An 18820-nucleotide genomic window follows, 5' to 3' on the forward strand; every position below is an offset into this window, starting at 1 on the left:
ACAGCCCAGCGCTCTGCTAAAATGCGCCGCCTCATCCGTCCGTGGGCTCAAACGTGCCATTTACCTGGGTTGATTGGGCGATTGTTGCAGTCGTCGCCATCTCCGCTTTGATCAGTCTAAGCCGCGGCTTCGTAAAAGAAGCATTGTCGTTGCTGACTTGGATCATCGCAGGAGTCGTAGCCTGGATGTTCGGCGGTTCATTGTCGGTCTACCTGGCCGGATACATCGAGACACCTTCGGCTCGCGTCATCGCGGGCTGCGCCATCATGTTCATCGCCACGCTGCTGGTGGGAGCAATGGTCAATTATCTTATTGGCGAGTTGATACGTGTCACCGGCCTCTCCGGGACCGATCGATTTCTCGGCATGGCTTTCGGCGCTGCGCGTGGCGCGTTGCTGGTGGTCGTGGCGGTCGGGCTGTTGAGCCTGGGGCCGGTACAGCAGGATTCGTGGTGGCAGGAGTCGGTACTCGTGCCAAAATTTCTATTGGTTGCAGACTGGTCCAAGAACCTCATTCTGGGGTGGAGCAGTCAGTGGCTGGCCAGCGGAATCAGCGTACCCGCTGATCTTCCGTTCAAGGAACACCTCTTGCCGGCCAAAACGCCTCAGTAAGCTGTGTTCAGTCAAGATTCATTAAGTAGGGGTTGCGTCGCATGTGTGGCATCGTCGGTATCGTCGGTAAGTCGAACGTCAATCAGGCGCTGTATGACGCGCTAACCGTCCTCCAGCACCGCGGCCAGGACGCTGCCGGTATTGTGACCAGCCACGACGGCCGGTTATTCCTGCGCAAGGATAATGGTCTGGTACGTGACGTGTTCCACCAGCGTCACATGCAGCGCCTGGTCGGGCACATGGGCATTGGTCATGTGCGTTACCCGACTGCCGGTAGCTCGACATCGGCCGAAGCTCAACCGTTTTACGTCAACTCGCCGTACGGCATCACCTTGGCGCACAACGGTAACCTGACCAACGTTGAACAACTGGCCAAGGAGATTTACGAATCTGACCTGCGCCACGTCAACACCAGTTCAGACTCGGAAGTGCTGCTCAACGTGTTCGCCCACGAGCTGGCCCAGCGCGGCAAGCTGCAGCCGACCGAAGAAGACGTGTTCGCCGCCGTCACCGACGTGCACAACCGTTGCGTCGGTGGCTACGCCGTAGTGGCCATGGTCACCGGTTATGGCATCGTCGGCTTCCGTGACCCGCACGGCATTCGTCCGATCGTGTTCGGCCAGCGTCACACCGACGAAGGCGTCGAGTACATGATCGCTTCCGAAAGCGTGTCCCTGGACGTGCTGGGCTTCACCCTGATCCGCGACCTCGCGCCGGGTGAAGCGGTGTACATCACCGAAGATGGCAAGCTGCACACCCGCCAGTGCGCCGTGGCGCCGAAACTCACCCCGTGCATCTTCGAACACGTCTACCTGGCGCGTCCGGATTCGATCATCGACGGTGTTTCGGTGTACAAGGCACGTCTGCGCATGGGCGAGAAGCTGGCCGAGAAGATCCTGCGCGAGCGTCCAGAGCACGACATCGACGTGGTGATCCCAATCCCGGACACCAGCCGCACCGCTGCGCTGGAGCTGGCCAACCACCTGGGCGTCAAGTTCCGCGAAGGCTTCGTTAAGAACCGCTACATCGGCCGGACATTCATCATGCCGGGCCAGGCTGCGCGCAAGAAGTCGGTGCGCCAGAAGCTCAACGCCATCGAGCTGGAATTTCGCGGTAAGAACGTGATGCTGGTGGATGACTCCATCGTGCGTGGCACCACCTGCAAGCAGATCATCCAGATGGCCCGCGAAGCCGGTGCGAAGAACGTGTACTTCTGTTCCGCTGCGCCTGCCGTGCGTTACCCGAACGTGTACGGTATCGACATGCCGAGCGCCCATGAACTGATCGCTCACAACCGTTCGACCCAGGACGTTGCCGACCTGATCGGCGCGGATTGGTTGATCTACCAGGACTTGCCGGACCTGATCGAAGCGGTCGGCGGTGGCAAGATCAAGATCGACCAGTTCGACTGCGCCGTGTTCGACGGCAAATACGTGACCGGTGACGTCGACGAGGCCTACCTGAACAAGATCGAGCAGGCGCGTAACGACTCGTCGAAGATCAAGACCCAGGCGGTCAGTGCGATCATCGATCTGTACAACAACTGAGTGACAACCGGCCCTGAGGGGCCGGTTTTGTATCTTAAATAAAGAATTGAGTAAGGAGTCGCAGCATGAGTCAGGAATGGGATGCCGGTCGGTTGGACAGCGACCTCGATGGCGTAGCTTTCGATACCCTGGCTGTGCGCGCCGGCCAGCACCGCACACCGGAAGGTGAGCACGGTGACCCGATGTTCTTCACCTCCAGCTATGTGTTCCGTACGGCGGCCGATGCGGCTGCGCGCTTTGCTGGCGAAGTGCCGGGCAACGTGTATTCGCGTTATACCAACCCGACTGTGCGCGCGTTCGAAGAGCGTATCGCGGCGTTGGAAGGTGCTGAGCAGGCAGTGGCCACGGCCACTGGCATGGCAGCGATCCTGGCGGTGGTGATGAGCCTGTGCAGTGCCGGCGACCACGTGCTGGTGTCGCGCAGCGTGTTCGGCTCGACCATCAGCCTGTTCGAGAAGTATTTCAAGCGCTTCGGCATCGAAGTGGACTACGTGCCCCTGGCGGACCTGTCCGGCTGGGAGGCGGCGATCAAGGCCAACACCAAGCTGCTGTTCGTCGAGTCGCCCTCCAACCCATTGGCGGAGCTGGTGGATATCGCGGCGTTGTCCGAAGTGGCGCACGCCAAGGGCGCCATGCTGGTGGTCGACAACTGCTTCTGCACGCCGGCGCTGCAACAGCCGTTGAAGCTGGGCGCGGACATCGTCGTGCACTCGGCCACCAAGTTCATCGACGGCCAGGGTCGTTGCATGGGCGGTGTGGTTGCGGGTCGCAGCGAGCAGATGAAAGAAGTCGTCGGCTTCCTGCGCACGGCCGGTCCGACCTTGAGCCCGTTCAACGCCTGGATCTTCCTCAAAGGCCTGGAAACCCTCAGCCTGCGCATGAAGGCCCATTGCGCCAACGCCCAGGCGCTGGCCGAGTGGCTGGAGCAGCAGGACGGTATCGAGAAGGTGCACTACGCCGGCCTCAAGAGCCACCCGCAACACGCGTTGGCCCAGCGCCAGCAACGAGGTTTCGGCGCCGTGGTGAGCTTCGAAGTGAAGGGTGGCAAAGACGGGGCCTGGCGCTTTATCGATGCGACCCGCCTGATCTCTATCACCGCCAACCTGGGGGATAGCAAGACCACCATTACCCACCCGAGCACCACGTCCCACGGTCGCCTGGCGCCACAGGAACGTGAGGCGGCGGGTATCCGTGACAGTCTGATTCGCATCGCGGTCGGCCTCGAAGACGTGGCTGACTTGCAAGCTGACCTGGCTCGCGGGCTGGCTGCCTTGTGATCGAGTGGTCCATGGAAGCTGCGGCCGCCAGTAACGGGCGTGTTGCGCTGGTCACGGGCGCGGCGCGGGGCATAGGCCTCGGGATTGCCGCGTGGCTGATCAGCGAAGGCTGGCAAGTGGTGTTGACCGACTTGGACCGCGAGCGCGGTTCCAAGGTGTCCAAGGTGCTGGGTGAGAACGCTTGGTTTATCAGCATGGACGTGGCTGACGAGAAGCAAGTCGCCCAGGGTGTCGCCGAGGTATTGGGGCAGTTTGGGCGCCTGGACGCGTTGGTCTGCAACGCAGCGGTGGCGGACCCGCGCAATATGACCCTGGAAAGCTTGGACCTGGCCTACTGGAATCGTGTGCTGGCCGTGAACCTCAGTGGGCCGATGTTATTGGCCAAGCACTGTGCGCCGTATCTGCGGGCCCATGGTGGCGCCATCGTCAACCTGGCGTCGACCCGGGCTCGCCAGTCTGAGCCGGACACCGAGGCCTACGCGGCGAGCAAGGGTGGCCTGTTGGCCCTCACGCATGCCTTGGCGATGAGCCTGGGGCCGGAAGTGCGGGTCAATGCGGTCAGCCCTGGCTGGATCGATGCGCGTGATCCTGCAGCGCGTCGTGCCGAGCCGTTGAGTGATGCCGATCATGCCCAGCATCCGGCGGGCAGGGTGGGTACCGTGGAGGACGTGGCGGCGATGGTGGCGTGGCTGCTGTCGCGCCAGGCGGGGTTTGTCACCGGGCAAGAGTTCGTGGTGGACGGTGGCATGAGCAAGAAGATGATTTACAGCGAGTAGAGCGGATAGCCGTCTTGAAGCCATTTTGTCTTTTTCAGAAAAACTTCAAGCGGGCTATTGACTTAGGTCCGCTACCTGCGTAAATTTCGCGGCCTCAACGAAGCAAAGGGTGATTAGCTCAGCTGGGAGAGCATCTGCCTTACAAGCAGAGGGTCGGCGGTTCGATCCCGTCATCACCCACCACTTCTTGAGAGTTTTGCCCCAGGGCAAGACGCAACGTTAAAGGTTGCACCGACGCGCAGCGGTAGTTCAGTCGGTTAGAATACCGGCCTGTCACGCCGGGGGTCGCGGGTTCGAGTCCCGTCCGCTGCGCCATATTTTCCAGGTTCGATTCGTCGGGCTTGAGATCGAACAGCCAAGGCTGATCGGTCAAATGTTTAAAGACGGTTGAGGCTTTGAGCTCAGCTGGTCAAGCGATACGCAGCGGTAGTTCAGTCGGTTAGAATACCGGCCTGTCACGCCGGGGGTCGCGGGTTCGAGTCCCGTCCGCTGCGCCATATCTGCCTCAAGGCCCACTGAACGCCTTGAAGCACAAAGAAAGCCGTTGGCTACTTTGATCCGATAGCAAAGACCCTGGTCGAAAGACTGGGGTTTTTTGTGTCTGCGATTTGGCTCGGGGTGCGCCTCCATCAAACGGTGGGAGCAAGTGCGCTCCCACGATTGAGTTGGCTCAAAACCCCAGTTTATCCCGCAGCCCGTAATACCAGGCCCCCAGCGCCGCGAACGGGGTGCGCAGCAGTTGCCCGCCCGGGAACGGATAGTGCGGCAGGTCGGCAAACGCATCAAAGCGCTCTGCCTGGCCTCTGAGTGCCTCCGCCAGTACCTTGCCCGCCAGGTGCGTATACGTTACGCCATGACCACTGCAGCCCTGTGAATAGTAGATGTTGTCGCCCAGGCGACCCACCTGCGGCAAGCGCGACAGGGTCAGCAGGAAGTTGCCGGTCCAGGCGTAGTCAATCTTTACGTCCTTGAGCTGCGGGAACGCCTTGAGCATCTTCGGCCGGATGATCGCCTCGATGTTCGCCGGGTCGCGCGCGCCATACACCACGCCACCGCCGAAGATCAGGCGCTTATCGTTGGTGAGTCGGTAGTAGTCGAGCAGGTAGTTGCAGTCTTCGACGCAGTAGTCCTGCGGCAGCAGCGTTTTTGCCAGTTCGTCGCCCAAGGGGGCGGTGGTGATCACTTGTGTGCCGCACGGCATCGACTTGGCCGCCAGCTCTGGCACGAGATTGCCCAGGTAGGCATTGCCTGCGACGATGATGAACTTGGCCCTGACCTTGCCTTCGGCGGTGTGCACCACCGGGTTGGCGCCGCGCTCGATTCGCACCGCTGCCGATTGCTCGTAGATCGTACCGCCCAGAGACTCCACGGCTGCCGCTTCGCCGAGTGCCAGGTTGAGGGGATGGATGTGCCCGCCACTCATGTCCAGCAAACCGCCCACATAGTTGTCACACGCCACTACTTCGCGGATACGGCGCTCGTCCAGCAACTCCAGTTGCGTGTGGCCGTAGCGTTCCCACAGGCGCTTCTGTGACTCCAGGTGGCCCATGTGCTTGCTGTTGAGGGCGGCGAACACACCGCCGTCCTTCAGGTCGCATTGGATCTGATACTTGGCCACCCGCTCGCGGATGATCCTGCCGCCCTCAAACGCCATCTCCCCCAGCAGTTGTGCCTGTTTGGGTCCGACGCTGCGTTCGATCACATCGATATCACGGCTGTAGCTGTTGACGATCTGCCCGCCGTTGCGGCCCGAGGCGCCAAAACCCACCTTGGCGGCTTCCAGCACCGTTACGCGAAAACCGTTCTCCAGCAGGAACAACGCACTGGAAAGACCGGTGTAGCCGGCGCCAATCACGCACACATCGGTTTCGACTTCGCCTTGCAGCACGGGGCGAGGTGGAACGGCATTCGCGGAAGCGGCGTAATACGACTGGGGGTAGGGGGTGTTCGCCATCCTGCAACCTCTGTTTTATATTTTTTACGAGTGCGCCGATCCTACCTGAGTTGAAAATTGCCTGCCAGCCACCCGAAATCCACAGGTGTGCTCCACGCAAATAAAAAATTCGCATATTCATAGGGTTAGCTGCAAAAAAGATGTTGACACCCCTCCGGAATTCCGTAGAATGCCGCCTCACAGCAGGCACGTAGCTCAGTTGGTTAGAGCACCACCTTGACATGGTGGGGGTCGTTGGTTCGAGTCCAATCGCGCCTACCAAACAAAATCCGCTCTGCTGGGCGGTCTAGAAGGGCTCACCGAAAGGTGGGCCCTTTTTTGTTGCTTGTGATTTGAAAAACGTTTGCAAGCGCCAATCAAAAAGGAAGATGGTCATGGCGAGTAAAAAACTTGAATCGTTCCGGGCGTGGTTTACGCCGAAGCGCCGTCGAGGAGCAGGCGGTGCTTTATTGATTATGTGGATCATCGGATTGGTTGCGTATCCAAGCAACCGCTGGCTCTATGTGATGATCCCCGCGGTGATTTTTTTCTTCAGCGCCTGGCCGCCTGAGGTTCAGGATAAACGTTGAAGCACAGCGCCACCCACCGAGTTGGCTCACTCAACGTCGCGTCAACACGCTTTCCCCCGCCTGCGCCGGTAACCGATACACGTCCACCAGCGCCAACATCCCCAACACGGCGACCCCGACAAACGCTACCCGAAAATCCGTGACCTGGGCTTGAACGTCATGCCCCTGCACGCTCATGGACGCGCGCAACAACAACGCCGCCACCGTTACGCCCATGCCCATGGCCAGTTGGAACGACATGCTGAACAACGCCGACGCTTCGCTCATCCGCGCTTTCGGCACGTCGGCGAAGCCAATCGAGTTGTAGCAGGTGAACTGCATCGAGCGTGACAGGCCGCCGACGAACAACACCGCCGCAATCACTGCCAATGGCGTCTGCGCGGTGAACAAGGCGCAGGCTGCAATTGACACCACCCCGATCACACCATTGAGCATCAGCACCTTGCGAAACCCGAAGCGCTGCATGAGGGTCGTGGTAAATGGTTTCATCGCCAGGTTACCGGCGAATACCGCCAACACCAACAGACCCGCGTCCACTGGCGATAAGCCGAAGGCGACCTGGAACAGCAACGGCAGCAGGAAGGGCAGGGCACTGATGGCCAGGCGGAACAGTGAGCCGCCGTAGATGCTGACGCGGAAGGTATTGATGGAGAGGGTTTCCAGCGGCAACAACGAATCGGGGTAATGCCGGCAATGGTGCACTGCCCACACCGACAGCAGTAGGCCTGCCGCCACCAGCCCGGCGCCAGGGATGAGCATTTCGCCAGCTTGGCTGCCCAGCCATTCCAGCCCGCCGAGCAGCGCCACGCAGGCGCCTGCCAGCAGCACAAAGCCCTTGGCGTCGAACTTGCGTACGCTGGCCTCGCGGCCTTCAGGCACCAACCACAGCGCGGCGATCAGTGCCAATGCGCCTAACGGCAGGTTCACGTAGAAGATCCACGGCCACGAGGCATGGGTGACGATCAACCCACCTGCCAATGGACCCAGAATCGGTGCGACCAGCCCTGGCCAGGTGATGATCGCGATCATTTTTACCAAGTCTTTTTTGTCGGTATTGCGCAGCACCGCCAAACGCCCCACAGGCACCATCAGCGCGCCACCGATGCCTTGCAGGACGCGGGCAAACACGAACATCTCAAGGTTCTGGCTCAGGCCGCAAAGCAGTGACGCGAGGGTGAAGACGATGATCGCACCGGCAAATACCTGGCGCGCGCCAAATCGGTCGGCGATCCAGCTGGACAGCGGTATGAAGATCGCCACGGCGAGTAGGTAGGCGGTGATGCCGATGTTCATGTCGACCGGCGTCACGCCGAAGGCCGATGCCATGGTCGGCAGGGCGGTAGCTATCACCGTGGCATCGAGGTTTTCCATAAAGAAGGTCACCGCGACCACCAAGGCAATCAGGCGGGTTTGTACGCTGAGGCCGGTGTCGGCGCGGGTATCTGAAGGGGGTGTAGTCACCGATGCAGGCCCTTGTTCAGTGAAGGTCGCTTGGGCCTGACAATACCGGGTGGCCGTCTCAGCCGCTATCTCCGAGGAAAATCTGCAGCAACACCGATTCAACGACCACCACCCCTTCAAGCCGCCTGTACGCCAAACCGATGTGCTTCCCGATACATTCGAGGCATGCGCGCTCGGTGACGGTTTACTTGGCCTTGGCGTTCTTGATGTCGCTGATCATCTGCTTGGCAATGGCCTGTACTTGCTTCTGTGTCATGGCCGAGGCAATCCCTTCCCAGGCGGACGATGACGTGTCGTAGGTGCGCGAGCCAATGGGCGCGCCGGTCTTCAGGTCTGAGTAGTCGGCGCGGGAGAACACCCAGGCGTTGCCGACCAGCGCTCCTGCGACGTACCGCGAGCCCGGTTCGATGTAACGGAACTTGCTCACATTGATGCTGATGCCGACACCGTCTTCGCCACTCGGCGTCACCGAGGCACTTGGCGTGACGTTGAAACCTGCCTGGCGGGCTTCCACCTGGAGTGCGTTGTTCCAGTCACGGGTCAGCAGGTTCCAGTCCGGGTTTTGCTCGACCTGGCTGTCGCCTTTGATGCTGACCACCAGGTTTTGCTTGGCGGCTTCCGGGATGGCCAGTGCGACGCTGCCGCCGCTTTTGACCTTGGCGGCACATCCGCCCAGCAGGGACAACGCCACAGCGCAGGAGAGCGCGATCAGGACCTTTTGGGTTTTCATAGAATTTCCATATCCATAACAGTAATGGGGAGACGTGTGCTGATTTGAGGCGCACGCCTCATAAAACAGGCGGCGCTAAGATGCGCGAATCCCTGCTGGTCTGTCCACATCTCGTTACATGCGCGCGCTTCAATCACCCACAAAATTTATTGGTTCGCAGCAACAACTTTTCTTGTTGGACACCTCCCGCTCTCAGGCAGCAAAGTTGCCGCCACTGACGCTCACCCTTTCGGGTCAACAATAAAAAACCGAGCCGACTGCACGCCACTTCCTGCTGTGAACCCTTTGTTCACATCCTGCTGTAATGGCGCCGCAGCGCGCACTTAAGGACCTCACCGCCATGCAAACTGTTGTGAACTTATGGCCGTTGATCGGCGTACTTGTGATCGTGGTTGGCTTCGTTTTGCGCTTCAACCCGCTGTTGGTGGTCACCGCCGCCGCTATCGCCACCGGGCTTGCCGCCCATTTCCCGCTGGAAAAAATCCTCGCCACCATGGGAGATGGCTTCCTTCAGACCCGTGCCCTGCAATTGATTCTGTTATTGCCCCTGGCGGTCATCGGCCTGTTGGAGCGCCATGGGTTGCGCCTGCATGCGCAGAACTGGATTGCACGGTTCGAGCGCGCCACCGTGGGGCGCTTGTTGATCATCTATCTGTTTGTGCGTGAATCCACGGCGGCCATGGGCTTGACCAGCCTGGGCGGGCACCCGCAGATGGTGCGCCCGCTGCTGGCACCGATGGCTGAGGGGGCGGCGGAAAAGCGCTACGGCAAACTGCCGGATAAACTGCGTCATAAGGTGTTGGCCATGTGCGCCGCGACGGACAACGTCGGCCTGTTTTTTGGTGAAGATATTTTTGTCGCCTTTGGTGCGATCGCGTTGATGCACACCTTCCTGCTCGGCTCGGGAATTGATGTGGAGCCGCTGCATATTGCGGTGTGGGGAATTCCTACTGCGATCTGCGCTTTCATCATCCATGCCATTCGCCTGCATCGGTTCGACCGACGGTTGACCCGTGAGATGACGCCCGCCGCCACGGCTGTGGAGGCCGCGCAATGATCATTTCCATTCAATACCTGTACTGGCTGGCCGGGGTTCTGCTGCTGATCACGGCGGGTATGATCCTGTTGGACAGGACCCACCCTAAACGCTGGTCCAGTGCTTTGTTCTGGCTGTTGTTCGCCATTCCATTCCTGGTGGGGGAGCGCCTGCCGTCGGTGGTCATTGGCGCTGGCGTAGTGGTGATGGCGTTGATCGCAGGTTTAGGCGGTGTCGGCCGTGGCACGCATGTCGAGCTGCATGACAAGGCGTCCCGTGCCAGTGCCGGTCGGCTGGGTCACAAGCTGTTTATCCCGGCGCTGGCCATTCCGCTGACCACGGTGATCGGCTCGGTAGTGCTCAAGCACACCGAGATCGGCGGCGTACCGCTGTTGGACCCGAAAAACACCACCTTCGTCTCCCTCGGTATCGGCTGCCTGATCGCCCTTGGCCTGGCCTGCTGGCTGACCCGCGATACGCCGGTGCAAGCCTTGCGCGAATCCCGGCGCCTGACAGAAGCCCTGGGCTGGGCCATGGTGCTTCCGCAAATGTTAGCGATGCTTGGCTTGCTGTTTAACGAGGCCGGCGTCGGTACGGCTGTCGCGCATGTGACCACGACCTATATCAACCTGGATTTCAAGTTAGTGGCGGTGATGGTCTACGTGCTGGGCATGGCGTTGTTTACAGTGATCATGGGTAATGGCTTCGCGGCTTTCCCGGTGATGACCGGCGGCGTCGGCGTGCCGGTGCTGGTGGGTATCTACGGCGGCAATCCAGCAGTGATGGCAGCCATCGGCATGTTCTCCGGCTACTGCGGTACCCTGATGACCCCTATGGCGGCCAACTTCAATATCGTACCGGCGGCGTTGCTCGAACTGCCCGACAAGAACGCGGTGATCAAGGCCCAGCTGCCGACCGCGCTGATGATGCTGGTGGTCAATATTGTGCTGCTTTATCTGTTGATGTGAGGCCGAGATGCGAATCGTACTGCTGACGGGTTTCGAGCCCTTTGATCAAGACCCGGTGAATCCGTCCTGGGAGGCGGTTCGCCAATTGGAGGGGGTGCAACTGGCTGATGATGTGCAAATTATTGCGCGTCGACTGCCCTGCGCGTTTGCCACGGCGGGCGCGCGCCTGGCCCAGTTGATCGACGAATTGCATCCGGAGATGGTGATCGCTACCGGCCTGGGGCCGGGGCGTAGCGATATTTCCATCGAACGGGTGGCGATCAATGTCAACGATGCACGCATTCCCGATAACCTGGGCGAGCAACCGATTGATACGGCGGTGGCGCCTGACGGCCCGGCGGCCTATTTCACGACCCTGCCGATCAAGGCGATGGTCAGGGCCGTGCGCGGGGCGGGGATTGCCGCCTCGGTATCGCAGACGGCCGGCACGTTTGTGTGTAATCAGGTGTTTTATTTATTGCAGCATGCTTTGGCCGCGACGGCCGTACGCAGTGGGTTTATCCATGTACCGTATCTGCCGGAGCAGGTGATGGGTTCGCAGCGGCCCTCGATGGCGCTGGAGACAATCGTCGCCGGATTGCACGCCGCCGTACTGACTGCGTGGCAAACACCGGTGGATGCGAAAGAAGCGGGCGGACAGGTCAGCTGACCGGCCCGGCGCGTCTCAACCGGCAAACAGTCGGGTCAGCCCGAAGGTGATGGCGCAAGCCAGGCCTGTCATTGCGAATGCGGTTGCCACGTACCACTTGATAAGGTTCAGTTCAGTGGTTGCCAGGTCTGCCTTGGAAGCGAAGTGCTTATCCATGGAGTCTGCCCGGCCCGAAACGGTGATCAGCTTCTCTTTCATCTCAGCCAGCCCCTTTTCCAGTACACCCAATCGTATTTCCATTCCTGAATCTCCATGTTCGCTGTTGCAGGCTCAGCCTTGAGCCAGAATGTGCTTGAGACGCGAGCGTAGTGTGGCGTGAGTCCAACGTTAAGAGGCAAACCTTTGCAAAATAACACCAGCCTTCTACGGCGAGTCCTCCCGCCGTGGAAAGAACAGCTCAAAGCACGTGACCCCTGCTTCACTGCTCACACTGTACCGTCCGTTATGCAGCTGCATGATGGTTGCCACAATCGACAAGCCCAATCCGTTGGACTGAGCCGAGCGTTCCCGTGACTCATCTACTCGGTAAAACCGTTCGAACAGTCGCGGCAGGTGCTCGGCTGCAATGGTTTCGCCTCGATTGCTGACCCTAAGGTGAATGCCTTCGGCATTGGGCACCGCCTGTATCACCAGTTCAGTGCACGGCGCACCATATTTAATGGCGTTGGCGCACAGGTTTGCCAGGGCCCTGCGCAGCAGCATCGGCTCCGCCCAGATCACCCCTTCACCTTCGGCGTGAATGCTGATCTGCGCATCACCCGCCAAACCTTCAAAGTAGTCGGCGATGCGTTCTACCTCATCCGCTGCACTCAGCTCCTGACGCTGGCGCAGCGCGCTGGCCGGGTCGGTCCTGGCCAGGAACAGCATGTTGTCGAGCATCCGCGCCAGGCGTTCAAGTTCTTCGACATTAGATGCCAGCAGTTGCTGATAGCTCTCGATGCTACGGCTCTGTTGCAGCGCGACCTGGGTTTCTCCCAGCAGATTGTTGATGGGCGTGCGCAGTTCGTGGGCCATGTCGGTGGACACCTGGCCCAGTTGAACAAAGCCCTTGGCCAGGCGCTCGAGCATGGTGTTGAACGAGTCGATCATCGGCAGCAGTTCTTTCGGTGCGCCGTGGGTGTCGAGGCGTTCGGCGAGGTTACCGACGCCAATGCCCTGAGCGTGTCGGGCCAGACGGCGCAATGGCAAAAGCCCGCGATGAACCAGCAGGTAACCCACCACGGCCAGGATGATTGCGGCCATGCTCGCCAGGATATAAACGCTCAAGCGATAGCTGGCGAGCACGGCGGTGCGCTCGGTCATCAGGCGCCCCGTAGTGACTTGCAGGCTGCCCAGGTCGCCGGAGTCGATGGAGGCCGCGACGGTGGCGAAGGGCACGCCATTGATGCTGGGAAAATGGTGCACGTCGGCGAACGTCAGTGCGTGGTTCTTGGGGACCGGAGGCACGGATGGCAGTTCGATATTGCCAGGGTTGACCGTCAGCAGCGGCTTTTGCCCCGGTGCGACAATCCTCAGTACCGACTCGCGGTTGCCCAGCATGTTCTGGAACAGTTCCGGCTTGGTCTTGATCAGGTCCAGGGTATTGCTGTCATTGAGCAGGTTGCGCAATTGATCGATGCGGTTGATCAAGGCCGCGTCGTCACGCATGATCAACTCCCGCTCCAGCTCGCGGTACAGCGCCACACCCAGGGTCGCCAGCAGCGCGAAGGCGAGGAGGGCGAAGATTAACGCCAAGCGCAGGGTCAGGGAGTAGTGACGGCGCTTATTCATGGTTGGGTATCGAAACGGTAGCCGATGCCACGCACGCTGTGGATCAGTTTGAGCTGGAAAGGGTCGTCGATTTTCAAGCGCAGGCGCCGCACGGCCACGTCTACCACGTTGGTGTCGCTATCGAAATTCATGTCCCACACCCGCGATGCAATCAGCGAGCGGGAGAGCACCTGGTCCTGGTGGGTCGCGAACAGGTGCAGCAAGGCGAACTCTTTGTTGGTCAAGGTGATGCGCGTGCCGGCGCGGGTGACGCGACGCTTCAGCACGTCGATTTGCAGGTCGGCGATCTGCAACTGCTCCTCTTCGCGGCTTGGCCCGCGGCGGGTCAGGGTGCGCAAGCGTGCTACCAGTTCAGCGAAGGAAAAGGGCTTGATCAAGTAGTCATCGGCGCCCAGTTCCAGGCCCTTGATACGGTCAGCGATGTCGTCGCGGGCCGTCAGAAAAAGTACCGGCGTGTCGGCTTCCTTGCGCAGACGGCGCAGCACTTCCCAGCCGTCCATTTTCGGCATCATCACATCCAGCACGATGACGTCGAACGGCGTTTCAAGGGCTTGGTGCAAGCCGTCCACACCGTCGCGGGCGAGGCTGACGGAGTAGCCGAGTTCCTGCAGGCCGTTGAGCAGGTAATTGCCGGCCTTGGGTTCGTCTTCGACGACGAGAATGTTCATGGGAAGTGTCCTGTCTCAGTGCGTGGCGCAAGTGTAGCCCGATCAATTGTCACTGGCGCAACCGATGCCTTGGACTTGGTAATCCAGCACGTGCTCGCGGCCCTGGCTGTCCAGATAGTCGAGTCGCGCCGGGACGATGCCGCATTGGCCGTAGGTGTCGGTGCTCGACAGCACTTTGGCCACGTCCAGGTGTACGAAGAAGCCGGTTTTGTCGTGGATCACCGGTTCAGCAGCCAGTACGGAGCCGGTAGCGAGTAACGCGGCAAAGCCGAGGATAAACAGTTTCATGGTGGTCTCTCTTTTAAAGGGGTGGCCGCCGGTTCGTGGCGGTGAGTTCACAGTAACCAGGCGCCCCGAACAGCCAACCAACAGAAGGATGACAAGTTTGTAATGCAGTGTTTTTTAATGCAGGGCTTCGGGCGGGCGGCCAGAGGCTTCGAGGATCAGGTCGGTGATTTCCTTGGCGTGGGACACCAGCGACAAGTGGCTCGACGGCAACTCGATGGTCGTGGCGTTCATGCGCTTGGCGAGGAAGCGCTCGAGGTCCGGGTTGATCGTCTGGTCATTCGCCGACACCGCATACCAGGACGGCTTGGTGTGCCAGGCAGCATTGACGGTACGGCCGCTGAACAGGGTCTTGGTGATGGGTTGCTGCACGGCGTACAACGCCAGGGCCTTGGCCTGCGGTACATCGGCGGCGAAGTACTTGAGGAAGGCGTCCTGGCTCAAGGTGAGGTAGCCGTCGTGATCTTCAACGCCAGACCGCACCGGCATGCTCGGGTACTGGGCGGAGAGCGCGACGAAGTCTTCATTGGCGTCCGGTGCGCGGGCGGCCACGTACACCAGGGCGCTGACTTTCGGGTCGACTCCGGCATCGCTTACTACCGTACCGGCGTAGGAATGGCCGACCAGCACGGTAGGGCCGTCCTGTTGGTCCAGCACACGTTTGGTGGCGGCGACATCGTCGGCCACCGAGGTCAGCGGGTTCTGCACGGCGGTGACGTGCAGGCCGGCGGCTTGGAGGCGGGTGATCACCTCGGACCAACTGGAGCCGTCAGCCCAGGAACCGTGCACCAGCACTACGTTATTGGCTTTGACCGACGCGACAGTGCCGGCCAGTGCCGTGCCCGTGCCCAGCATCAGCAGGCTGGCGGCGATCAGGCAGAGTTTGCTTGCAGGTTTCATGGGGTACCCCTTTTCATCAGTAGGAAGTGGCGTCATCCGGTGAGGGCGACTGACGACTCCACTGTATGAAGTGAGGGTGCCGACAAGACTTACAGCTTGATTACAAACCTGTAATGCAATCGATGTCGGTAGCGTTTACAAGCACCGACGTGATCCGTAGATTGCACCGGGCTCATCATTTGTCACCGCCTATGAGGAACCGCACAGTGTCGATCCGAGGTCCCGCCGTATTCAACCGCCGTTACCGTGCCTTTCTGTTTGATATGGATGGGACTTTGCTCAACTCCATCGCCGCCGCCGAGCGGGTGTGGAGCATCTGGGCTGAACGCCATGGCCTGGAGGTGGCAGCGTTTTTGAAGACCATTCACGGTGCCCGCGCGATTGACACCATCACGCGCCAGGCACTGCCTGGCGTCGACCCCGAGGTTGAGGCGCAATGGATTACCGAGGCTGAACTCAATGATGTCGAGGGGGTTGTAGCGATTCCCGGCGCCGTCGCGTTTCTGAGCAGCTTGCCGGGTGACCAATGGGCGCTGGTCACCTCTGCACCCCGGGAATTGGCGTTGCGTCGACTGCAAGCGGCGGGCATTGCGCCGCCGGCGGTGCTGGTCACGGCCGAAGATGTGGCCATCGGCAAGCCGAACCCCGACTGTTACGTGCTGGGTGCGCAACGTTTGGGTGTACCGGTGCAGGAGTGCCTGGTATTTGAAGATGCGACGGTGGGCATTCGTGCGGGAGAGGCGGCGGGGGCGGATGTGATGGTCGTGACGTCGACGCATCACACGCCGATGGTTACCGAACATCCTTCGATTGACAGTTACGTGCAGCTAAACGTACAGCGCGACACGCAAGGCTTGTTGTACGTGCAGAACGCGGTGGGCTGATACGAAAAGGCCGAGCCCGTTACCGGTCTCGGCCTTGTTCCAGGCTGGCTGGGTCGGGGGGTTGCATTCGATTATTCCTAATGCCCTGGCGTGACAGCACCATCTCCCTGAGGATTTCATTCGCCAGCCGCGCAATCGCTTCGGCACCACGATAATGCGCGCGCACGATTCCGGTAATTGCGAAATGGTCGGTTTCCGGGCCGCTGAGCACGGCTGAAAGAGTCCCGTCGGCGTGCAACGTGCAGGTCACTTGATAGCTGGGCAGGCGGGCCGCCAGTGCTGATTCGATTTGGGATTTACTCAGGGTGTCCATCTGCTTGCGCGCCTTTTACGGAGGGGGCACGCCCAAGCATAGGTCCTGTTGCGGCGCTGTAAATACCGGTGATCTAATTACGGAGAACGACGCTTCAGCGTGTCGTTTGTCCATTAGTCCGTCGACACAATCTACGCTGCACGGTCTTCTGGATAGGCTTGAGACAAAACAGGAACAGGTACCCGCAGAGCATCAGCGTCAGGTCCAGCCAGGAGTGGGGTTCGGCAGAACCCGTGTCTTCTATTGCACACCTTAAGGCATAAGCCAGTCCGAGGAAGGCCAGCCCTATCAATAAGGCGATCATCCAAGACCTGTAGGCAAATGGTGGTGCGTTCGTAGGCCTCATCGACGTGCTCCTGAATGCACACGAATGGCGGGGGTGTCAGTCAGGAGATTCGGCTGTAAATGAAACAACAAGTTCCAGGCGTGAAGACAGTTTCATCTTTCCATGAAGATGAGCACATCGGCGAGGTCAATCACGCAACAACACAAGATCAGTCCGAAGGCGTTTTCGCCAGCCGTTACAGTGAACGAAAGGGCTGGCTACTGAGGGGGCTTCAAGGCGTCTGGTTTTTGTCCGGAGCGGTCAGGCCAGCCTGGATGCGCTGGTAGATCTCCTCGCGATGCACGGCAACATCCTTGGGTGCGTTGATGCCGATTCGTACTTGCTGGCCGCTGACGCCCAGGATGGTGATCGTGATGTCATCACCGATGTTTATGCTTTCACCAACTTTGCGGGTGAGTATAAGCATGGACTTCTCCTTGATTACTTTTAAGGACACATGTTTCAGACAGGGCAGGTGTCGGATGTGTGTAGCTTACTGCTAAGCGCTTCCCTGTGACTGCCTCTTTTAGGACGCATAGAGGCGACATTAATTCCCATGGCGGCATCATACAGGTCTGCGATACATCATTCGCATTGTTTAAGCCAACGTTTATGACGGCCAGAATAGACAGTGAATGATAAAGTCGCCTCTTTATCTTTTAAGGAGCAGGGCAGTGCGTAAAGTAGCGATGGCAATTGCGGTGTTGGCATTGGCCGGTTGCGGTGAAGGCAAAAGCGTCGAGGCGCCCAAGGCCAAGCCTGCCGTGACCGAAAGCCAGCCCCAGACCGGTGCGATTGCCGCCCAGGAATGGGACGTGTGGGTAGGCCCGCCTGACCACAAGTTACAGGCGATCACCGACCTGACGGCCTGGTTGCTGGAGCACGGTTTCAATTTCTACATCGTGAAAGTGGACGGCAAGGACGAAGTCCTGCTGGGGCCGTTCGCAACCAAGGCTGAGGCTGAGGCCAAGCAGACGCTGCTCAACGAGAAGATGGCGCGGGCCAAGAAAACTGACACGATCTCAGAGGTCGTTGAGCATAAAACCGCGCAGTAACGGCCTGGCGGGGCGCAAGTCCTGCCCACGTTCAACCGCAGGCTTTCAGGTTCACCGGGCCGACAAACTCATTGCCACGCCCCATCACACACGCCACGGTCTGGTTGCGCTGGCGCTCCCAGGCCTGCACCGGGTAGGTCTTGTTCCAGGCTTCGTACAACTGGCGATCCTGTTTTGACAGGCGCAAGCCGTATTGCTTGCTCATGTAGAAGTAGGTGCGGGCGATCATTCCACGGATGGAGGGGCGCGGCATAACCTTCTTGGCCTTGAAGTCCACTTGGGTCAGGCATGAACCGTACTGCCCGCTTTGCACCGGCAGCCAGCCAAAACTGAAGTTGTTACGGTCACCGTTGACTTCGCCGATGCTCGGCACCAGGTTGTGCAGGTCGGCTTCGGCACGCTTGAACACGTCATCGTGGCGCGTGCAGTTTTTGCGCCCACCGTCCTGCCAGCACTGGCGCTGATGCCCGATCTGCCAGGCTGGAACGATATGCTCCCATTCGATGCGCGCGGCGCGGCTGGCGTTTTTGCGTGGGACGTAGCCACAGGCTTTCAAGTCCACGCGGTTGCCGGTGTATTTACAGCCGCAATAGAACTCGGTGGATTGTGGGGCGTAAAGCTTCCAGGCGACTTTCTTGGCTTCGCTGAACGTTCGGGGGGCCTGGGCGTGGGCGGTGACGGCGAAAAACAGGCAGCACACCGCGATAAAACGGACACTCATTGAATCAATCTTCCTTCGGTACAACCCAGAAAATTTGCACACCACCGTCGTCCCGATAGGCGAGGGTGACGTTGTCGTTCTCCGCGATTTCCTCCAGCAAACGCGCCCACTCATCCTCTGGCTCATCCGGCAAGCGGAAGATCAACGCCGCCTTGGATTTCTGGGCGTTGGTCGAATTGATGATCTTTTGCACACGGATTGCCAGGCGTTGGTAGGCATCGGGCGGGGTTGGCACTGCGGAAGAGGACTTTGCCACGGAGTGTTCCTTAGTTTGCTGTACGCACATACAGTATTTAACTGTAGGCGATTTCGCAACTGCTT

At 59.9% G+C, this 18820-nt stretch carries 23 protein-coding genes and 4 tRNA genes; 14 read left to right on the forward strand and 13 right to left on the reverse strand.

Annotated features, from left to right (window positions below):
* Positions 1-53 precede the first annotated feature (53 nt).
* The 7 genes from BM403_RS00620 to BM403_RS00650 all read left to right on the forward strand — a co-directional run bounded on the left by BM403_RS00620 (position 54) and on the right by BM403_RS00650 (position 4708).
* Positions 54-611, forward strand: a complete 558-nt coding sequence (locus tag BM403_RS00620; protein ID WP_015884966.1) for a CvpA family protein — start codon at positions 54-56, stop codon at positions 609-611.
* A 41-nt stretch (positions 612-652) separates the two neighbouring features.
* The gene (purF, locus tag BM403_RS00625; protein ID WP_015884965.1) at positions 653-2158 is read left to right on the forward strand and encodes an amidophosphoribosyltransferase; all 1506 of its coding nucleotides are present in this window, start codon (positions 653-655) and stop codon (positions 2156-2158) included.
* A 65-nt stretch (positions 2159-2223) separates the two neighbouring features.
* Positions 2224-3435, forward strand: a complete 1212-nt coding sequence (locus BM403_RS00630) for an O-succinylhomoserine sulfhydrylase (RefSeq protein WP_014719150.1) — start codon at positions 2224-2226, stop codon at positions 3433-3435.
* An 11-nt stretch (positions 3436-3446) separates the two neighbouring features.
* Positions 3447-4211: an SDR family oxidoreductase gene (locus BM403_RS00635; protein WP_043205657.1), complete on the forward strand. Its 765-nt coding sequence runs from the start codon at positions 3447-3449 to the stop codon at positions 4209-4211.
* Positions 4212-4318: 107 nt separating this feature from the next.
* Positions 4319-4394, forward strand: a tRNA-Val gene (locus tag BM403_RS00640).
* A gap of 55 nt (positions 4395-4449) precedes the next feature.
* Positions 4450-4526, forward strand: a tRNA-Asp gene (locus BM403_RS00645).
* A 105-nt stretch (positions 4527-4631) separates the two neighbouring features.
* A tRNA-Asp gene (locus BM403_RS00650) sits at positions 4632-4708 on the forward strand.
* A gap of 173 nt (positions 4709-4881) precedes the next feature.
* Here BM403_RS00650 and BM403_RS00655 read toward each other — a convergent pair.
* Positions 4882-6165 carry an NAD(P)/FAD-dependent oxidoreductase gene (locus BM403_RS00655; RefSeq protein WP_064055137.1) on the reverse strand — a complete coding sequence of 428 codons (1284 nt, stop codon included), beginning with the start codon at positions 6163-6165 and terminating at the stop codon, positions 4882-4884.
* Between the two features lie 184 nt (positions 6166-6349).
* On the opposite strand from BM403_RS00655, the gene BM403_RS00660 reads away from it, so the two are divergent.
* A tRNA-Val gene (locus BM403_RS00660) sits at positions 6350-6426 on the forward strand.
* Between the two features lie 113 nt (positions 6427-6539).
* Entirely contained in the window at positions 6540-6734 is a 195-nt protein-coding gene (locus BM403_RS00665; RefSeq protein WP_043205656.1) for a hypothetical protein, read from the forward strand.
* A 30-nt stretch (positions 6735-6764) separates the two neighbouring features.
* On the opposite strand, the gene BM403_RS00670 is transcribed toward BM403_RS00665, so the two are convergent.
* Together BM403_RS00670 and BM403_RS00675 are read right to left on the reverse strand one after the other, a co-directional pair.
* A complete protein-coding gene (locus BM403_RS00670) occupies positions 6765-8195 on the reverse strand; it encodes an MFS transporter (protein WP_015884962.1) in 1431 nt (476 codons plus the stop codon).
* A 184-nt stretch (positions 8196-8379) separates the two neighbouring features.
* The gene (locus BM403_RS00675) at positions 8380-8925 is read right to left on the reverse strand and encodes a DUF4410 domain-containing protein (protein ID WP_093541193.1); all 546 of its coding nucleotides are present in this window, start codon (positions 8923-8925) and stop codon (positions 8380-8382) included.
* 340 nt (positions 8926-9265) lie between these two features.
* On the opposite strand from BM403_RS00675, the gene BM403_RS00680 reads away from it, so the two are divergent.
* Genes BM403_RS00680 through pcp form a run of 3 tightly spaced genes read left to right on the forward strand, consistent with a single transcriptional unit; the run spans position 9266 to position 11578 of the window.
* Positions 9266-9982: a DUF969 domain-containing protein gene (locus BM403_RS00680; protein WP_015884960.1), complete on the forward strand. Its 717-nt coding sequence runs from the start codon at positions 9266-9268 to the stop codon at positions 9980-9982.
* Positions 9979-10929: a DUF979 domain-containing protein gene (locus BM403_RS00685; protein WP_093541195.1), complete on the forward strand. Its 951-nt coding sequence runs from the start codon at positions 9979-9981 to the stop codon at positions 10927-10929. The genes BM403_RS00680 and BM403_RS00685 overlap by 4 nt, the downstream gene beginning before the upstream one ends.
* Positions 10930-10936: 7 nt before the next feature.
* Entirely contained in the window at positions 10937-11578 is a 642-nt protein-coding gene (pcp, locus tag BM403_RS00690) for a pyroglutamyl-peptidase I (protein WP_093541197.1), read from the forward strand.
* A gap of 15 nt (positions 11579-11593) precedes the next feature.
* Here the strand turns inward: pcp and BM403_RS00695 are convergent, their stop codons facing one another.
* From BM403_RS00695 to BM403_RS00715, 5 genes are all read right to left on the reverse strand, one after another.
* The gene (locus BM403_RS00695) at positions 11594-11818 is read right to left on the reverse strand and encodes a hypothetical protein (RefSeq protein WP_064055135.1); all 225 of its coding nucleotides are present in this window, start codon (positions 11816-11818) and stop codon (positions 11594-11596) included.
* A gap of 123 nt (positions 11819-11941) precedes the next feature.
* Complete coding sequence (locus BM403_RS00700; RefSeq protein ID WP_093541199.1) at positions 11942-13348, reverse strand: heavy metal sensor histidine kinase; 1407 nt, start codon at positions 13346-13348, stop codon at positions 11942-11944.
* Positions 13345-14016 carry a heavy metal response regulator transcription factor gene (locus tag BM403_RS00705; RefSeq protein WP_015884955.1) on the reverse strand — a complete coding sequence of 224 codons (672 nt, stop codon included), beginning with the start codon at positions 14014-14016 and terminating at the stop codon, positions 13345-13347. The genes BM403_RS00700 and BM403_RS00705 overlap by 4 nt, the downstream gene beginning before the upstream one ends.
* A gap of 42 nt (positions 14017-14058) precedes the next feature.
* The gene (locus BM403_RS00710) at positions 14059-14304 is read right to left on the reverse strand and encodes a DUF2790 domain-containing protein (RefSeq protein WP_046035329.1); all 246 of its coding nucleotides are present in this window, start codon (positions 14302-14304) and stop codon (positions 14059-14061) included.
* A 114-nt stretch (positions 14305-14418) separates the two neighbouring features.
* Complete coding sequence (locus BM403_RS00715; RefSeq protein ID WP_093541201.1) at positions 14419-15201, reverse strand: alpha/beta fold hydrolase; 783 nt, start codon at positions 15199-15201, stop codon at positions 14419-14421.
* 206 nt (positions 15202-15407) lie between these two features.
* On the opposite strand from BM403_RS00715, the gene BM403_RS00720 reads away from it, so the two are divergent.
* On the forward strand, positions 15408-16085 hold the full coding sequence (locus BM403_RS00720) for an HAD family hydrolase (protein ID WP_093541203.1): 678 nt from the start codon (positions 15408-15410) through the stop codon (positions 16083-16085).
* A gap of 19 nt (positions 16086-16104) precedes the next feature.
* Here the strand turns inward: BM403_RS00720 and BM403_RS00725 are convergent, their stop codons facing one another.
* The 3 genes from BM403_RS00725 to csrA all read right to left on the reverse strand — a co-directional run bounded on the left by BM403_RS00725 (position 16105) and on the right by csrA (position 17150).
* Positions 16105-16398, reverse strand: a complete 294-nt coding sequence (locus tag BM403_RS00725; protein ID WP_015884951.1) for a hypothetical protein — start codon at positions 16396-16398, stop codon at positions 16105-16107.
* A 94-nt stretch (positions 16399-16492) separates the two neighbouring features.
* Complete coding sequence (locus BM403_RS32055; protein WP_015884950.1) at positions 16493-16744, reverse strand: hypothetical protein; 252 nt, start codon at positions 16742-16744, stop codon at positions 16493-16495.
* Positions 16745-16955: 211 nt separating this feature from the next.
* Positions 16956-17150 carry a carbon storage regulator CsrA gene (gene csrA, locus BM403_RS00735; protein ID WP_003192511.1) on the reverse strand — a complete coding sequence of 65 codons (195 nt, stop codon included), beginning with the start codon at positions 17148-17150 and terminating at the stop codon, positions 16956-16958.
* Between the two features lie 262 nt (positions 17151-17412).
* Here csrA and BM403_RS00740 point away from each other — a divergent pair, with 262 nt between their 5' ends.
* Entirely contained in the window at positions 17413-17778 is a 366-nt protein-coding gene (locus BM403_RS00740) for a hypothetical protein (RefSeq protein ID WP_043205649.1), read from the forward strand.
* A gap of 31 nt (positions 17779-17809) precedes the next feature.
* On the opposite strand, the gene BM403_RS00745 is transcribed toward BM403_RS00740, so the two are convergent.
* Positions 17810-18499, reverse strand: coding sequence for an endonuclease (locus tag BM403_RS00745; protein WP_015884948.1), 690 nt, complete (start codon positions 18497-18499; stop codon positions 17810-17812).
* 4 nt (positions 18500-18503) lie between these two features.
* Positions 18504-18755: a DUF1654 domain-containing protein gene (locus BM403_RS00750; RefSeq protein WP_015884947.1), complete on the reverse strand. Its 252-nt coding sequence runs from the start codon at positions 18753-18755 to the stop codon at positions 18504-18506.
* Positions 18756-18820: the final 65 nt, after the last annotated feature.

The organism is Pseudomonas sp. OV546 (assembly GCF_900116845.1).
Lineage (GTDB): Bacteria > Pseudomonadota > Gammaproteobacteria > Pseudomonadales > Pseudomonadaceae > Aquipseudomonas > Aquipseudomonas petroselini.

Coding starts and splice junctions, on each gene's coding strand:
- purF (WP_015884965.1), top strand. CDS start 653: ATGTGTGGCATCGTCGGTATCGTCGGTAAGTCGAACGTCAATCAGGCG.
- BM403_RS00630 (WP_014719150.1), top strand. CDS start 2,224: ATGAGTCAGGAATGGGATGCCGGTCGGTTGGACAGCGACCTCGATGGC.
- BM403_RS00635 (WP_043205657.1), top strand. CDS start 3,447: ATGGAAGCTGCGGCCGCCAGTAACGGGCGTGTTGCGCTGGTCACGGGC.
- BM403_RS00655 (WP_064055137.1), bottom strand. CDS start 6,165: ATGGCGAACACCCCCTACCCCCAGTCGTATTACGCCGCTTCCGCGAAT.
- BM403_RS00665 (WP_043205656.1), top strand. CDS start 6,540: ATGGCGAGTAAAAAACTTGAATCGTTCCGGGCGTGGTTTACGCCGAAG.
- BM403_RS00675 (WP_093541193.1), bottom strand. CDS start 8,925: ATGAAAACCCAAAAGGTCCTGATCGCGCTCTCCTGCGCTGTGGCGTTG.
- BM403_RS00680 (WP_015884960.1), top strand. CDS start 9,266: ATGCAAACTGTTGTGAACTTATGGCCGTTGATCGGCGTACTTGTGATC.
- BM403_RS00685 (WP_093541195.1), top strand. CDS start 9,979: ATGATCATTTCCATTCAATACCTGTACTGGCTGGCCGGGGTTCTGCTG.
- pcp (WP_093541197.1), top strand. CDS start 10,937: ATGCGAATCGTACTGCTGACGGGTTTCGAGCCCTTTGATCAAGACCCG.
- BM403_RS00695 (WP_064055135.1), bottom strand. CDS start 11,818: ATGGAAATACGATTGGGTGTACTGGAAAAGGGGCTGGCTGAGATGAAA.
- BM403_RS00700 (WP_093541199.1), bottom strand. CDS start 13,348: ATGAATAAGCGCCGTCACTACTCCCTGACCCTGCGCTTGGCGTTAATC.
- BM403_RS00705 (WP_015884955.1), bottom strand. CDS start 14,016: ATGAACATTCTCGTCGTCGAAGACGAACCCAAGGCCGGCAATTACCTG.
- BM403_RS00710 (WP_046035329.1), bottom strand. CDS start 14,304: ATGAAACTGTTTATCCTCGGCTTTGCCGCGTTACTCGCTACCGGCTCC.
- BM403_RS00715 (WP_093541201.1), bottom strand. CDS start 15,201: ATGAAACCTGCAAGCAAACTCTGCCTGATCGCCGCCAGCCTGCTGATG.
- BM403_RS00725 (WP_015884951.1), bottom strand. CDS start 16,398: ATGGACACCCTGAGTAAATCCCAAATCGAATCAGCACTGGCGGCCCGC.
- BM403_RS32055 (WP_015884950.1), bottom strand. CDS start 16,744: ATGAGGCCTACGAACGCACCACCATTTGCCTACAGGTCTTGGATGATC.
- csrA (WP_003192511.1), bottom strand. CDS start 17,150: ATGCTTATACTCACCCGCAAAGTTGGTGAAAGCATAAACATCGGTGAT.
- BM403_RS00740 (WP_043205649.1), top strand. CDS start 17,413: ATGGCAATTGCGGTGTTGGCATTGGCCGGTTGCGGTGAAGGCAAAAGC.
- BM403_RS00745 (WP_015884948.1), bottom strand. CDS start 18,499: ATGAGTGTCCGTTTTATCGCGGTGTGCTGCCTGTTTTTCGCCGTCACC.